We start from the raw sequence: 16834 nt of genomic DNA, 5'->3' as shown, positions 1-16834 counted from the left end.
AATGCCTGAAAACAGAACTCCACATATACTTAACACTTCTGCCACCTTACTTGGCCTCTGTTTTATAGTACTAACCTCCCTTAAGGTTGCAAAAATGAGTGATAGTACCGTCATTGATGAAACTACTGCTCTTGCAATTATTCTATTTATGACAGCATGTATTCTTTCCTTTCTATCCATGAAAAGAAAAGGGCCTGCAAACTATGGATTAGAGAGAACGGCCGATATTATATTTATATTCGGTCTTCTTGTTCTTTTTTTAACCACAATGATGGTTACCTTTAACGTCATAAAATAAATTACCCAATGCCTAATAATATACCTCCAGTTACCGCAAACGATCCAGCTTCGGCATTTCAACGACTATTAACTGTATTAGATACCTTACGTACTCAATGTCCATGGGACAAAAAGCAAACCATGGAAACGCTAAGACATTTAACTATCGAGGAAACTTATGAATTATCAGATGCTATCCTTGAGGGAGATTTGGATGAGGTAAAAAAGGAACTGGGAGATGTAATGATGCACCTTGTTTTTTATGCACGCATTGCTTCTGAAACTAATGATTTTACCATAATTGATGTGCTTAACAGTGTATGCGACAAACTAATTAGCAGACACCCTCACATTTATGGAGATGTTGAAGTTCAGGACGAAAATGATGTAAAACGCAACTGGGAACAACTAAAACTTAAAGAAGGTAACAAATCTGTATTATCAGGAGTACCGGCTGGTTTGCCCTCTCTGGTAAAAGCAAGTCGTATTCAAGAAAAAGCAAGAGGTGTTGGTTTCGACTGGGACAATAAGGAACAGGTGTGGGAAAAAGTTGAAGAAGAATTACAGGAATTTAAAGATGAATATAATGTAGCCGACAACGCGGCTATTGATATTGAAAAAGCAGAAGCTGAATTTGGTGACCTATTATTCTCGCTAATTAACTATGCTCGTTTCATTAACATCAACCCTGAAAATGCCTTAGAAAAAACCAACAAGAAATTCATCAAACGCTTCCAATATCTGGAAACCAAGGCAAAAGAAAACGGCAAAGCACTTAATGATATGACCCTCGCCGAAATGGATATTTATTGGAATGAAGCCAAAAGCTTAAAGTAACAATCCCGAAAAGTATATCAAACGTTTGCATTCAAACTAACACACTGATATATTGACATTTACAATAACCATAAAATCCAGTTTATTTTATCCTTCGCAAAACCATCCGATTCTGCATTTAAAAAGGGTTAAATCAACTATTTCCTGCGCACAGAAGCAAAAAAACAAACAACTAGGCACTTTATACCTTTCTAATAAGTGATTAATTTAACGATAAATTAATCGCTTTTTAAATTCCGACGGTAGTTCTCTACAAAAAAGACAAAGCAAACGTTTGCGCAACGTTTATGTTACAATTCAATAGTTCCCAACTATTTTTAGTTCTACCTTCACTTTTAATACGTTACATCAGTTCATACATTTAAAATGTTGATCTGAGTGGAAAAAAAATAAACAACTAACCTAAACTATAATGAAACTTCGTAGGGACTTCCTTATTGACTTTTTTCATTTTTGCTTCAGCACAGATATCCCTACGCCTTGTTTTTTAATTACAGAAAGAACGCTCCTAAAATCAATTCCATTCTTTCAAAAACTAAAACAATAAACATATAAACCAATAAATATGAAATCTAAATTTCTACTATTTTCATTATTAATAACATTTCTCCTCTCCATTGAGGGTTATGCCCAAACCGGAGTAAAGGTGAATGGGAAAGTTTCGGACGCTAAAGGAGAAGGCATACCCGGAGTTAACATTAAGGTAAAGGGTGGCAAAACCGGAGCACTTACGGATGGTTCCGGTAGTTATACTATTACGGTACCAAATGCGCAAAGTGTTTTACAGTTCTCATTTATTGGTTTCGATCCCCAGGAATTTACTGTTGGAACTAAATCAGAAATAAACGTAACACTTAAAGAAACTCAAAACGAACTGGATCAGGTTGTTGTTGTTGGTTATGGTACTTCTAAGAAAAAAGACCTTACCGGTGCAATTAGCTCCATTTCAAAAGAGAGTTTAAACTTAGGTGGCGTTACCTCAAACGTTGCGCAAGCCATTCAGGGCCGTGCATCAGGTGTACAGGTTACTCAGGCTAGCTCAGCTCCGGGAGGTAATACGCTTATTCGCATCAGGGGAGGTAACTCTATTAAATCTACCAACGAGCCTTTATATGTAGTTGATGGTTTCATTACTGACAATGGGCAAACCATTTCACCAAGTGACATTGAGGATATTCAAATCCTTAAAGATGCATCTGCAACAGCTATTTACGGTTCTCGTGGTGCAAATGGGGTTGTTCTCATTACTACCAAAAGAGGTAAAGCAGGAAAATCAGTAGTAGAATTTGAAAGCTATTACGGAACTCAAAGAATCAAAAGCAAACCTGATTTGATGAATGCAACTGACTACAAAGCTATTGCTAATGCAAAAGCCATTGAACAAGGTAATCCACCAGAATATACTGCGGCTGATTTGGCAAGCACAACCAATACTGATTGGTTTGACCTTGCAACAAGAAATGCAAGCGTACAAAGCCACAACATAAACATTAGCGGTGGTAATGAAGATACCCGTATCTCTATCTCAGGAAATTACTTCGGACAAATAGGGGCACTAAAGAAAACTGATTTCGACCGCTATTCAGGTCGTTTCAATATTGATCATAGAGTTAGTAAGAGATTTACGACTGGGGCCAATGTATATGCTGCGAGGTCTTTTTCTCAATTCAAAACTTACGATGGTAACATCGTACCATCTAATGTATTGTATGGCATTATGTTTACTTCACCTGCTATTGCACCTTACAATGCAGATGGAACATATGGTCGTAGAAATGGTAAAGACAATCCTTTAGCATGGTTACTTGAACCAACAAATGATCGCTATAATAATAGAATGACTGCCAACATTTTTGGTGATTTACAAATTCTAGATGAGCTTACCTTACACGTTAGTGGAGGAACAGAGTTTTCAGCTACAAAAGAAGGAACTTATTTACCTATGACTCTTGTTTCAGGAGAAAAAGTTAAAGGACAAGCCTCTCTTAATGAATTTAATACAACCCGTAATTTAGCGGAAACATACCTTACCTATAAAAAAGTATTTAACAACATCCACTCTTTTACTGCAGTGGGTGGTTTTTCTTATCAATTTGACCAATACGAAAGACACTATACTCAAGTACAAAAATTCACTAGCGATAAGTTCCTTTACAATCGATTAGATGCTGGAGCTGAAAGGATCGGAGCACTTAGTCTTAAAGAAGAAGAAAAAAGATACTCTTACTTTGGCCGTTTAAACTACGCTTTAAAGGATAAATATCTAGCCACATTTACTTTCAGAAATGATGTTTCTTCAAAATTCCCTTCTAAATACAGACTTGGCTACTTCCCTTCAGGGTCATTAGCATGGAGAGTAAGCGATGAGGATTTCATGAAAGACAATAAGGTATTCTCTAATTTAAAAGTTAGAGCAGGTTACGGTGTAACAGGTAATGACAGGGTTCCTAATTATACCTACTTAGCTACCTATGTACCAAGTGGAGTTTCACTAGGGGAAGGAAGTGACCTCTATGGTGCACTTTACGCTAGTAGATTGCCAAACTCAAAATTAACCTGGGAAAGCACTTACCAATTTGATGCAGGTGTAGACATGGGCTTTTTAAAAGATCGACTAAGTGTTACCGCTGATTATTATCGTAAGAGAACGAAAAATCTATTACTAGATATTCCAGTTGAGCAGATCTTCGGATTTTCAACCCAATTAATCAATGGAGGAGCAATCCAAAATCAAGGAGTCGAACTTTCTATCAACAGCCGAAATATTGAGACAGATAACATGACCTGGAGTACAACGTTAAACATTGCTTACAATAAACAAAAAGCAATAGATTTAAATGGCAGACCTTACATTATCTCTCAAACAGCTAACCCTGATGGAAGTGTGCCGGCAGCAGACTTTTCAAAACTTGAAGTAGGTAAAGAATTAAGTCAATTATACGGTTATGTTTACGATGGTGTGGTTAAAACAGGTGAAACTTACGCCCCACAACCATTATCTAAACCAGGCGATCCAAAATATAAAGATCTAGACGGTGATGGATTAATTACTTCAAGTGATCGTCAAATATTAGGAAATGCTTATCCTCATTATGTAATGGGTTTCAACAATAGTTTCACATATAAAGGTTTTGAATTAGGTGTATTTTTTCAAGGAGCCTTCGGTGCAGACTTATATAACATGAATCGTTTATTATTGGAAACCTACACAGGTACAGACGCTTTACAACGTTGGACTCCACAAAACAACAATACTGATGTTCCTAGAAATGGATACTTTACCTCTAAATATGGTGGCTATATCAACTCAAGATTTGTTGAGAATGCATCTTATGTAAAATTGAAAAATCTAAGTATAGGCTATAACATTCCTACCTCAAAAATCGGATTCCTAAAAGGAGTGAGTAATGCTAAAATCTATTTTACAGCCCAAGATCTATTTACAATAACCAAGTACACAGGTTCTGATCCAGAAGTTAGTTCTAACAATAATGGTTCTGATCCTACCAGTGCTAATTTAAGAGCAGGTTTAGATTTCAATGCCTATCCAGCTTACCGTTCTTTCACTCTTGGTCTTAAATTAAATTTCTAACCTATTACAATTGTCAATTATGAAACGTACTATAATTTTATTCTCAGCTTGTTTAATAGGTCTTGCTTCATGTAAAAGAACGGCCGAACCTAGCGTTTATAGCTCTTTAACTGATGTTAATGCTTTTGAATCAAATGCTGATGCCGTTGCTGCAGTTAATGGAATCTATGCCCGTTTGAAACAACCAAGTGGTGTAAGTGATTCTTATCAATACTATGCCGGATTTCAAATGGCCATTACAGACTTTACAACTGATATCGGTCACTCATTTCAATCAGGGGATATCTCACAGCTTTCTGACGCGCAATGGTCAAACAACAACAAATACATAAACTTTGCATATCAGCATCAATACAAATTAATTGCTGATGCAAACAATGCATTAAACAATATTCCAAAAATAAAAACGCTTACAGAAGCGCAAACAAAGCAGTATTTTTCGGAAATCAAATTCCTAAGAGCACTGGCTTACATCGATTTAACTGATGAATTTGGCCCAGTAGTTCTTATTACAGAGCAAGAGATGAAAGAGCCTAACTATACAGCTAAAACACCTCCTGCTAGTGTCGAGACTATCAACACTTTCCTAATAAATGATTTAGTAACTGCTGCTGAAAACCTTCCTGTTAACTACGAAGGAAAAGCAATCTACCCTACTAATGACGTTGGTCGTGCTACTAAAGGTGCTGCCCTTTCATTACTTACAAAGCTGTACATGAGAGAACACCAATGGCCAAAAGCTTTAGAAACCATTCAAAAAATAGAAGACCTACACCAGTATGAGTTATTTCCAACATATGCTGGTCTATTTGCCGAAAGCAACAAATGGTGTAAAGAATCTATCTTCAGTTCATTGGCTGATGCATTAAATGATGCAACCGAGTTAATGAACCACTTTGGTCCACTAAATAATCCGGTTGTAACAGATCGCTGGCAATATTATGCAGTGAGTTGGAGCTTCTGGAATTCATACGCACCAAATGATGAACGTCGTGAAATGTTCTTTTACAGCTACAAAGGAACCGATGGTTTAGATTATATGCAGGCGCCTGCAGGACAAACTACCCCTCCTGCCGGTAAATACTACTTACCAGACGTTGCTACTAAAAAATATGCAGATCCGGCTGGTTCTAAAACCTATTATGATGGTCACGGTATTCCAATTCTTCGCTACGCAGATATTGTTCTTTGCAAGGCAGAAGCATTAAACGAAGTAAATGGCCCAACAAAAGCAAGTATAGATCTTATCAACTCAGTAAAAGGACGTTCAAAAGCAACCCTACTTGGTGATGCAAGCACTTATACTAAAGAAAGCCTTCGCGATAAAATCCTACAGGAACGCGGATGGGAATTCTTCTTTGAGTGCAAACGCAGAGCAGATTTAATTCGTATGGGTAAATACCAGGAAGTAGTTAACGCTTATCTAAAATCAGTTGGCAAACCAGCTGCAATTGATATTGCTAAACACAGATATTTCCCTTATCCTCAAACTCAGGTTGATTTAAACCCTAACCTGAACAATGCAGGAAGACTTTAATAATTAATACAGCTAATCGGGATACGGCAACTTTAACATTGTTGTATCCCGATTTTTGTTTCTATACAATTTCCCTTTACCTTGTACTACTCCTAAAAACTATTCATATGCTATTCATCAAGAGACTGATTCCTGTATTCTTTTTGTTCCTGTTAAGCGCCTGTTCCAATCAGTGCGAAGAACAAATCATAGAAATAAAACTCAGCGCTCCTGACAGAAATAGCCTAAGAGTAAATGCAGATGTAGAACTCAAACAACCTTTGGATGTTTCAATTGAATATTGGATAAAAGGAAAAGAGAAACAGTTATCAAAAACTCCCATTTCTACAAACAAAAAGCATCACCACATAGTGATGACCAACTTAAAACCCAAACAAGAATACCAATATCGTGTAATTACACAGACCAAAAACTGCCAGGCTACCAGCAAAACCTACGACTTTAAAACAAATGACTTCCCAATGTGGATACAGGACTTCTTTAAAGTTTATGCTCCCGATCCAAAAGTAATCCCTACCTCTTTTAAAGAAGGCTATATGCTCATTTACAGAAGAGAAATACCAGGCATTATTTTCTTAATAGATGCTAAAGGAGCAATAAGATGGTATCATCAGGTAAATGGAACAGGCTTTAAAACAACCCACTTTACACAAAACAAAACCTTACTCTCAATTCTTGGTAACGATGAATATCCAACTAGCTATGGCAATGAAATACTTGAAGTGTCCTTAAATGGTGATACTCTACTTCACCTCAAAAAAGGAGAAAAAGACTTTAAGCAAACCATCCATCACGAAATCATATTAAACAAGCAAAACCAGGTTGTTACCTTGTGTGTAGAACAAAAGATAATGGACCTGAGCAAATATGGCGGCAGCAAACAAGACACCGTAAAAAGCGATGGCATTTTAGTACTCGATAGAACTGGAAAGAAAATATGGAGCTGGAAGGTATTTGATGAGCTTGATCCGTTAAAGGACAAGAACTTAATGAGAGATAAAAAAGACTGGATGCATGCCAATAGCCTAAGTTTTGATAAAGATGGCAACTACCTGATCTCCTTTTACAATAACGGACAAATCTGGAAGCTTGATGCTAAAACAGGCAAAGTAATCTGGAAATTTGGTAAAGATGGCGACTTTAAAATGCCCGAAGGAAGCACATTTGACCAAGGCCATTCTGTCCACATGAACAGCCAAGGCAACCTGATGCTGTTCGATAATGGCACTAGTAAAAAGTTAAGCAGAACATTGGTATTTAAGCTAAATGAAAGCGACAAGACCTCCCAACTGGTTACAGAAACAAAACTCCCACAGGAGATATATAACGATCGTATGGGAAGCTCCTATCTGGTAGCAGATACTACAATTTTACAGTGCACCTCAAAAAGGCATACTGTAGTACTTACCAACTTCAAAGGAACCTTCCTTTGGATGCTAAAAAGTAGTATTATGCCTTATCGAGTGGAGTTTATACCTAAAGAAAAGTTAGCGCCGTATATAGAAAATTAACCGTGTTTCTTTTTCATGGTCATTTTAGCCTTCTGCCCTATTCCGTAGTTGTAGTCTTTAGTGTTACTTTCCTTTTTATCATGAAAAGCACCGCCACCTTTAGGCCCCTCAACAGTTTCTTTTACGGTCTTAATTTTTGTAGAAGCTTTAACAACTTTATCAATCACTAAATCTTCAGGTAAATCCATAACCGGAATTTTAGCGCCTAACGACTGCTCAATCTTCCTTAAATCTACCAATTCCATATCAGTAGCAAAAGTAATGGCCACAATCTCTTCCTCTCCTGCTTTTACTACGCGACTCAAAAACTGCTCCTTTTGCTCAGGAACCTCAAAGTGGAATAAGAATGGAATGCCAGATAAATCCACATTTGCAGATCCTTCATTGGCTACTATTAAAACCCTGGCTTCAGCAGTATCTTTAAAATCTTCAATATGATCAAAACCCTCTTCGTCAAAAAACAACGGATTCAATACAGAAACTTCACCAGGCTTAGCTGAATGTAAACTTTTACCTAGCTTCTGTGCTGTTAATCTCGAATTCACAAAAACTACAACCTTATCAAATACCTCGTCATCACGTAATAACAGGTTCAGTAAGTTTACTTTTGTTTTATAATTAGGCACCTGATATAACAAAAGCTCATGAGTTATTGCCTTGCTCTCTCCAAGATCTTCAACCTCTAAAGTAGTAGGGAAGTTCATAAACTGATCAATCATAAGGTTCAGTTTATCATGAACAACAGTAGTAAAAATCAAATGTTGAACCTTACCTGCGCTTCTTGCTAACTCGCAAACCGGCAACTGCATTCCTTGTTTTACAATTACTTCAGCATCATCAACAATCAGCATCTGCAATCTGTTTAAGTTAAGGCCAAGCTTTAAGTATACTGCACGAGCTCTGGTCGGTGTAGCAACAACAATGTCGATACCGTCTAACAGTTCCTGAATCACTTCATCCATCCCTCCTGTGCCGTACAGGCCGATAATACGCAGATTACGGTTTTTACTTAAAAGCCTAAACTCTTCAATTACAGCAAGCACACGTTCCTGATCTGGAACAAGAATTAATACCTTAGGAGCCTCATCAGTACTGTATTTTAAACGCATTAAAACCCCAAGTACATAGGTCGTGGTTTTACCGCAGCCCTCAGGTCCAACAGCAATAATATCTTGCCCGCCAATTATTCTGGACATAGTTTTTGCCTGAATTTCTTTAGCAGATATATATCCGGCATCATTCATTGCTGTTACCAGCGACTTGCTTAGTTTTAATTTATCTAACGACACAGTTTCCTAATATTAAATTATAATGCCGCAAATTTACGGAAATAAAACAACATCGTTATTCATAGAAAACAGAAAGCTAATACATAGTTAACAATTAATTTAATCTATAACCTTTAAGTTATAGGCACCGGCTTTCTTTTGCACAAAAAACACAAAACCATAATCCCATTTTCATATTGAGATTACAGCACCCCTCTAGATTTGCGCTGTAAAAATCAAACTCCAATATGAAAAGAAAACTACTTTTATTTAGTGTTATGTGCCTTCTCTTCGCTCAGGCAGCATTAGCACAAAATCTCATTAAAGGGGTCGTAAAAGACACCAAGGGCGACGGTATACCCGGCGTTAGTGTAAGTGTAGCAGACGCAAAAAAAGCTACAGTTACAGATTTTGAAGGTAAATACAGTATTTCTGCAGCTGCAGATGCCACCCTTTCATTTACTTACCTGGGTTACATTTCACAAAATATTTCCGTAGCAGGTAAATCGCAACTAGATGTTACCTTGCTAGAAGACTCTAAAACTCTTGGCGAGGTAGTAGTAACTGCAATTGGTATTAAGCAACAAAAGAAAAAGCTTGGATACGCAACACAAGAAGTGAAAACAGATGTATTGTCAGAATCAAAAACGATGAACATTGGTAATGCACTAACCGGACAAGTTGCTGGCTTAACAGTAAACAATCCTACAGGAATGTTCCAATCGCCAAGCTTCTCTTTAAGAGGTAAAAATCCACTTATTGTAATTGACGGTATCCCTGTTGAAACAGACTTTTTTGATGTTTCTGGAGATAACATTGCCAACATAAACGTGCTAAAAGGTACTACAGCATCTGCCTTATACGGTTCAAGAGGTAGAAACGGAGCAATCTTAATCACTACAAAAAATGCAGATAAGGACGGACTGGAAATCAACATCAATACCAACAACATGGTTACGGCAGGTTTCACTGTATTCCCTAAAACACAAACCGAATACGGAAACGGATCTAACGGAAAATACGAATTCTGGGACGGTGAAGATGGTGGTATCTCTGATGGTGATATGATCTGGGGGCCTAAATTTCAACCAGGTGTTAAAATAGCACAATGGAACAGCCCACTAAGAAACAAACAAACCGGCGAAACTATTGAATGGTACGGAAACGTTAAAGGAACTATCTATGATGATAAATCTAAATATGAAAGAGTACCTACTGATTGGGTTAGACACGACAACTTAAACGATTTTCTAAGACCAGGAATAGTAACTAACAACGATTTCTCAGTTGCCTACAAAGGAGCCAAAGCACAGTTTTATGCATCAGGTAAATACGGATTCCAAAGAGGTCAGGTGCCAAATACCTCACTTACAACAGGCGGTATAAACTTCAACTCTTCATTTAACCTTGCAAGTAACCTACAATTAGACGCAACCCTATCTTATAATAAAGTTAGCTCTCCAAATTACCCACGTTACGGATACGGACCTAAAAACCACATGTACACCATCTTAATATGGATGGGCGACGATGTAAACGGTAAAGACCTTAGAGACCACATGTATGTTCCGGGTATGGAAGGTTACAGACAGGCAAACTATAACTACGCCTGGTACAACAACCCATACTTCGCTTCAGAAGAACTTACACAAGCAACAGACAGAAATGTATTAAGTGGACAAGCAAAACTTAGATGGCAGGTAACACCGGGCTTAAGCTTACAGGCAAGAGCATCAGGTCGCGAAAAGAAATCGTTCGATAACATGAAGAGCCCTAAGTCGTACATGAACTATGGCGATTCAAGAAATGGCGATTACAAGATGTGGAACAACTCGCAAATGAACGTAGATCTGGATTTCCTTGCTTCTTACAACAAAGAGATCTCTAAAGATTTAACCTTCACCCTAAACGCGGGTGCATCTACCTTTAACAGAGATATACAACAAGAATATGCATCTAGTGATGGCTTAATTGTTCCTTTTGTTTACAGCTTAAACAACACTCAAGGTCCGGTACAGGCAACAAATTACCTGGAGCAGAAATCTATCCGAAGTGTATACGGATCAGCAAACTTCGATATATTCAATGCAGTCTACCTAAACCTAACCGGCAGAAACGATTGGTCATCAACTCTTTCAAAAGAAAACAGATCATACTTTTACCCATCTGCATCCTTAAGTACTATGGTTTCAGATTATATAAAAATGCCTAAAGCTTTAGATTACCTGAAACTTTATACCTCATGGGCAAAAGTCTCAGACGATCTTGCTCCATATAGCATCGCTTCTACCTATACAAAAGACGTAACTTACGGAACAACACCATCAGTTACCTACCCAGCTGGCCTTATCAATCCTAATATCAAACCAGAGCAATCTACCTCGTACGAAGTTGGTTTATCTACCTCATTGGTTAAAAAGGTTGGTTTAGAATTTACTTATTACAATGTGATAGATGAGAACAAGATCATAGATCCGGCTACATCAGAAGCATCTGGCTTTAAAACACGTAAAGTAAACGGCAACAAATACAAAACTCAGGGTCTGGAAATAATGGCCAACTACAATGCCATAAAACGCGATGACTTTAAATGGGATATTGCTGTAAACTGGAGCACTTCTGAAAGAAAACTAACTGAAATATACGACAACCAGCCTAAATTCGGAGACCTGAAACTAAACGATAGAGCAGATAGTTTTTACGGAACCGTATGGCAAAAAAGCGCGACAGGCGAAGTAATTTTAGATCCAAATACAGGCTTACCTACAAGAGATAACTTCAATGTAAACCTTGGTCATAGCGATCCAAGCTGGCGCTTAGGCTTACAAAACAAGTTCATGATAAAAGGCTTTGATGTAAACATCGATATCGATGGAGCATGGGGCGGTGTTATGCGCTCTGTAACTATCGAAAAAATGTGGTGGGGTGGTAAACACCCAAGTTCTGTTGAATTCAGAGATGCAGAATACGCTGCCGGAAAAGCAATCTATGTTCCAGAAGGTGTAGTAATTACTGGCGGAGAACTTAAAAGAGACGTAAACGGAAAAGTACTTTCTGATACACGTACCTATAAGAAAAACACTACAGCCGTAAACTGGCAAACATGGAGTCAGATCTATCCATACCAGGCTAGAGTTACTGAAGAAGAAAACAAGAAATTTGCTAACGTTTTTGACCGCTCATTCTTCAAATTAAGAAGAATATCTGTAGGCTACGACCTTGCAAAGGTTATAAAAATGGGTAGCTTAAAATCAGTTCACGTATCTGCTTACAGCTACAACCCATTGATGTGGAAGAAAATGCCACTGTTAGATCCTGATTATGGCGATGACAACAACCTACAAGATCCATCAGCAAGATTTATCGGCTTATCATTAAGTGTAAAACTTTAACAGCAAACACATTAGCACCTTTAAAACAACAGAACAATGAAAAAATTAATATATAGTTTAATAGCCGGGGTAATCCTTCTGTCATCATGCAAGGATCAGGATCTGATGAACATAGACCCTAACAAACCGACACAAACCCACCCTCAGCTTTTGCTAACCAAAATAGAATGGGATACCTTCCGTGCCTACAGCGGTAGTTCGCCTTTGTATGCAACCCGCATGCTTGTACAAACAGACGGAGAAAGCGAAGGCCAGTATTTTAAATGGGGAAGAGGTGATTTTGATGCCTACTCCTCTCTTAGAAATGTGACCAAGATGATTGAAGAAGCCACTCGTATTAACGACAACTCTTACATCGCCTTAGCCAAATTTTTTAGAGCTTACTACTTTTACAACCTAACCCTTACCTTCGGTGATGTACCTTACAGTCAGGCCCTAAAAGGAGAAGATCAGACAGGTTACAAGCCTCCTGTTTACGACGATCAGAAAACCGTTTTTAAAGGAATCCTTAAGGAACTTGACGAAGCAAATACCATGCTTAAAGGCACTAACGCACCTATTGCCGGCGATATCATTTACAAAGGTGAGGCCGCAAAATGGCGCAGACTGGTTAACTCTTTCAGACTAAAAGTGCTAATGACTTTGTCTAAAAAAGAAAGCGACAACGACCTGAAAGTTAAAGAAACCTTTGCTCAGATTGTACAAAGCGAGCCAATTTTAGGCACTACTGATGCAGATAATGATGGCCAATTAATTTTCTTAGATCAGGAAGGAAACCGCTATCCAGAGTTCAACTCAAGCGGATTCGGATCGGGTATGTTTATGTCTTCTACCTTTATAGATCACCTTAAAAACAGAAAAGACCCACGTTTATTCCTGTATTGCACACAAACAAAAATTGGTAAAGAAGCAGGTAAAGCAATTGATGATTTTACTTCTTACGAAGGCGGCGATCCTGCAGCGCCATATGCTGAAACCAGTATAAAAGCGGCAGATGGTAAGGTATCTAAAGTAAACGACCGTTTCCCAAGCGACGCTACCAATGAGCCTTTAGTGCTAATGGGTTACTCAGAACAAGAGTTCATCATAGCCGAAGGAATTGTAAGAAACTGGATTTCCGGCGATGCGAACCAACACTACAAAAATGGTGTAAAAGCATCTTTTAAATTCTATCAATCTTACGCCAAACTTTACGGAGCCTATGTAACGGAAGAAAAAGCAAATGATTACCTGGCATTGCCGATAAACAACTTTGCTTTGAGCACCACAACAGCTCAGAAAATGGAGCAGATCATTACTCAAAAGTATTTAAGAACCTTCTTCCAGTCGGGATGGAGTGCCTTTTACGACAACCTTAGAACCGGATACCCTGAGTTCCGTCGCCCTGCCGGAGTTACTATTCCTTACCGTTGGATTTATCCTTTATCGGAATATGATAACAACCAAACCAATGTTTCAAAAGCAATTGAATCGCAGTTCGGCGCAGGTAACGATAAAATTAACCAACAAGTTTGGTGGGTAAAATAAAGCAAGTTAAATAAGGATAGAATTCATATTTTTATATAATTGTCTTTGCACATCGTCATCCTGAATTTATTTCAGGACCTCGCACTAGAAGGGTTTTCTTTCTCTTGAGGGATCCTGAAATAAATTCAGGATGACGATCGTATTAAAAACCAACACCAATTACAACAACACCAATTACAAAACGAACCACAATTAACCTGAATAAAACAACCTGAATTAAATGGAAAGCAGAAGAGACTTTATCAAGAAAGCAACCTTATTAACCGGCGCACTGGGGGTTGCAGGCATACTACCTCCAGCAATACAAAGAGCAATGGCCATAAACCCTAAACTAGGCAGTACCTTTTTAGATGCAGAGCACGTAGTATTTTTGATGCAGGAAAACAGGTCATTCGACCATGCATTTGGCACACTAAAAGGCGTAAGAGGATTTAACGATCCAAGAGCAATTACCCTACTCAACCAATACCCTGTATGGTTGCAAAGCAATAAAAAAGGTCATACCTATGCGCCATTCAGGTTAAACATTAAAGATACAAAAGCAACCTGGATGAGCTCACTTCCACACTCGTGGGAAAATCAGGTCGATGCCCGTAACAACGGCAGAAACGATGGCTGGTTAGAAGCCAAAAAATCAGGCAATAAAGAATATGAAGATATGCCATTAACCATGGGATATTACAACCGCGAAGACATCCCTTTCTACTATTCTCTTGCCGATGCCTTTACCGTTTGCGACCATAATTTCTGTTCTATTTTAACAGGAACGAGCCCTAACCGCTGCTTTTTCTGGACTGGCAAAGTCCGCGAAGAACAAAATGCAACATCTCTTGCCCACCACTCTAACGGCTATATTGATGGTAATGAAAACGTTTCGTGGAGTACATTTCCGGAGCGCCTTTCTAAACACAATGTAGACTGGAAAATATACCAAAACGAACTAAGCGTTGGTGTTGGTTTGGAGGACGAAGAAGACAGCTGGTTGGCTAACTTTACAGATAACGACATGGAGTTCTTTAAACAATACCATGTAAAAAGACATCCTGAACATTTGGTTGGCCTGCGCAAAGAAAAGACCGAAGTCGAAGCGAAATTAAAAGACAAATCAGACGATAAATTAAAAAAGAAACTAGACTTTCTAACTAAGGAGATTGAATTCTTAGAGGTAAACACCCTTGACAAATTAACTCCTGAGCAGCAAGACCTACATAGAAGAGCCTTTGTAACCAATCGTAACGACCCTGATTTCCACAAACTGGAAACCATTACTTACGATGATAATGGCACTAAAAGAACAGCCCAAATCCCTAAAGGTGATGTACTGCACCAATTCCGTGAAGATGTTGATGGCGGCAAATTACCTACCGTTTCGTGGCTGGTTGCACCATGCAATTTTTCTGACCATCCGGGAGCGCCATGGTATGGTGCCTGGTACCTTTCAGAAGCCATAGACATCCTAACCAAAAACCCTGAAGTATGGAAAAAGACCATCTTTGTTCTTACTTACGATGAAAACGACGGATACTTTGATCATCTTCCTCCATTTGTATCTCCTGATCCTAAAAATCCTGAAACCGGAATAGTTTCAAAATCATTAGACAACAGCTCTGAGTACCTTTACAAAGGAGAAAACAGTGATAGAGAAAGCTCTTTAGGCTTAGGCTTTAGAGTACCAATGGTGGTAGTTTCGCCATGGTCTAGAGGCGGATACGTAAACTCGCAAGTGTTTGACCATACCTCTTCTATCCAGTTTTTAGAGCAGTTTTTAAGTCACAAAACCGGCCAGAAAATCTATGAGGATAACATCAGCTCATGGAGAAGAAGCCTATGCGGCGACTTAACCTCGATATTTAGACCTTACAACGGCGAAAAAATTCCACTGCCAAAAGCAGTTGAAAGATTACCTTTTCTGGAGAGTATCCACAAAGCGAAATTCGCCAAGTTGCCTAACAACTTTAAAAACTTAGATCAGTTGGCCATTGCCGGCATCATTAAAAACCCTAAAGGCAATCCTAATTTGCCTAAACAGGAGCCTGGAATTAAACCTGCAAACGCAATTCCATACGAACTTTATGCTCATAGCGCATTGGATACAGCAAACGGTCAGTTTAAAATTGATTTTACTGCCGGTAACAAGTTCTTTGGCGACAAGGCTAAAGGCGCAGGTTTCATCGTTTACGCTAATGACAACAATTGGAACTTTACCGTTGATGCGGGTGATACTATTGGTTATACCTGGCCATTAAACAGCTTTAAGGATGGCGCTTATGATTTAAAAGTGTACAGTGCCAACGGTTTTTACCGTAGGTATAAAGGTACTGCCAACGACCCTAAAATTGAGGTTTCGTTAATGTACCAAAGTGAAAAAGATGGTAGCCGAGTAAATGGCAATGTGTTATTACACGTTAAACGCTTAGCCGGTGGCGATTTAGTTAATTTGCTTGTAAAAGATAACAGTTACAAAAAGGCAGCTATTAAAGCTGTTTTAAAGAAAAATCAGGAAGAAATTTTTATTCCTATAGACCTAAAATCAAGCCATAGCTGGTATGATTTAACGGTTACTGCAGAAAAACATGCTGGTTATAGTCAGCAATTTGCCGGCCATGCCGAGCACTCAAAAGAAAGCTTTACAGATCCGCTAATGGGTCATTTGGTTTAAAGCAACCATCTATTCTCATGATGAGGGTACTCTAGCTAGTACCCTCATCATATTGACCTCGGGGAAACCCCAAAGCAAAATAAATTACCAACGACAGATAATATTCGTCACCCTGAATTTATTTCAGTTTATATGTTTGAAGTAGCAAATTTCAACGTGTAAATTTATTATAAAAACAGCCATGGGAAATGTAACTTTAGGCAAAAGCCTGGACTTCAGTGGGCAAAACATT

The 16834-nt window shown here is 38.4% G+C and carries 9 protein-coding genes; 8 read left to right on the top strand and 1 reads right to left on the bottom strand.

Annotated elements, in window-relative coordinates; translation table 11 throughout:
• The first annotated feature begins 1 nt into the window (after position 1).
• From HQN83_RS23770 to HQN83_RS23750, 5 genes are all read left to right on the top strand, one after another.
• Positions 2-298, top strand: a complete 297-nt coding sequence (locus HQN83_RS23770) for a hypothetical protein (protein WP_173094024.1) — start codon at positions 2-4, stop codon at positions 296-298.
• Positions 299-306: 8 nt separating this feature from the next.
• Positions 307-1116, top strand: a complete 810-nt coding sequence (mazG, locus tag HQN83_RS23765; protein ID WP_173094022.1) for a nucleoside triphosphate pyrophosphohydrolase — start codon at positions 307-309, stop codon at positions 1114-1116.
• Positions 1117-1681: 565 nt separating this feature from the next.
• On the top strand, positions 1682-4708 hold the full coding sequence (locus HQN83_RS23760) for a SusC/RagA family TonB-linked outer membrane protein (RefSeq protein ID WP_173094020.1): 3027 nt from the start codon (positions 1682-1684) through the stop codon (positions 4706-4708).
• A gap of 19 nt (positions 4709-4727) precedes the next feature.
• Positions 4728-6245 carry a RagB/SusD family nutrient uptake outer membrane protein gene (locus HQN83_RS23755; RefSeq protein WP_173094018.1) on the top strand — a complete coding sequence of 506 codons (1518 nt, stop codon included), beginning with the start codon at positions 4728-4730 and terminating at the stop codon, positions 6243-6245.
• 107 nt (positions 6246-6352) lie between these two features.
• The gene (locus HQN83_RS23750) at positions 6353-7756 is read left to right on the top strand and encodes an aryl-sulfate sulfotransferase (RefSeq protein WP_173094016.1); all 1404 of its coding nucleotides are present in this window, start codon (positions 6353-6355) and stop codon (positions 7754-7756) included.
• On the opposite strand, the gene HQN83_RS23745 is transcribed toward HQN83_RS23750, so the two are convergent.
• Complete coding sequence (locus HQN83_RS23745; protein WP_173094014.1) at positions 7753-9045, bottom strand: DEAD/DEAH box helicase; 1293 nt, start codon at positions 9043-9045, stop codon at positions 7753-7755. The two genes, HQN83_RS23750 and HQN83_RS23745, sit on opposite strands and share 4 nt — an antisense overlap.
• A gap of 227 nt (positions 9046-9272) precedes the next feature.
• Here HQN83_RS23745 and HQN83_RS23740 point away from each other — a divergent pair, with 227 nt between their 5' ends.
• The 3 genes from HQN83_RS23740 (at position 9273) to HQN83_RS23730 (ending at position 16602) form a co-directional block, all read left to right on the top strand.
• Complete coding sequence (locus HQN83_RS23740; RefSeq protein ID WP_173094012.1) at positions 9273-12416, top strand: SusC/RagA family TonB-linked outer membrane protein; 3144 nt, start codon at positions 9273-9275, stop codon at positions 12414-12416.
• Between the two features lie 36 nt (positions 12417-12452).
• A complete protein-coding gene (locus HQN83_RS23735) occupies positions 12453-13943 on the top strand; it encodes a SusD/RagB family nutrient-binding outer membrane lipoprotein (protein ID WP_173094010.1) in 1491 nt (496 codons plus the stop codon).
• Positions 13944-14163: 220 nt separating this feature from the next.
• Positions 14164-16602: a phosphocholine-specific phospholipase C gene (locus HQN83_RS23730; RefSeq protein WP_173094008.1), complete on the top strand. Its 2439-nt coding sequence runs from the start codon at positions 14164-14166 to the stop codon at positions 16600-16602.
• The last annotated feature ends 232 nt before the right edge of the window (positions 16603-16834 follow it).

The sequence above is a fragment of the Pedobacter foliorum genome, from assembly GCF_013266735.1.
In the GTDB taxonomy this organism is placed as follows: domain Bacteria; phylum Bacteroidota; class Bacteroidia; order Sphingobacteriales; family Sphingobacteriaceae; genus Pedobacter; species Pedobacter foliorum.
The sequence above is the reverse complement of the archived record's forward strand: the minus strand, read 5'-3'. Positions and strand labels throughout refer to the sequence as shown.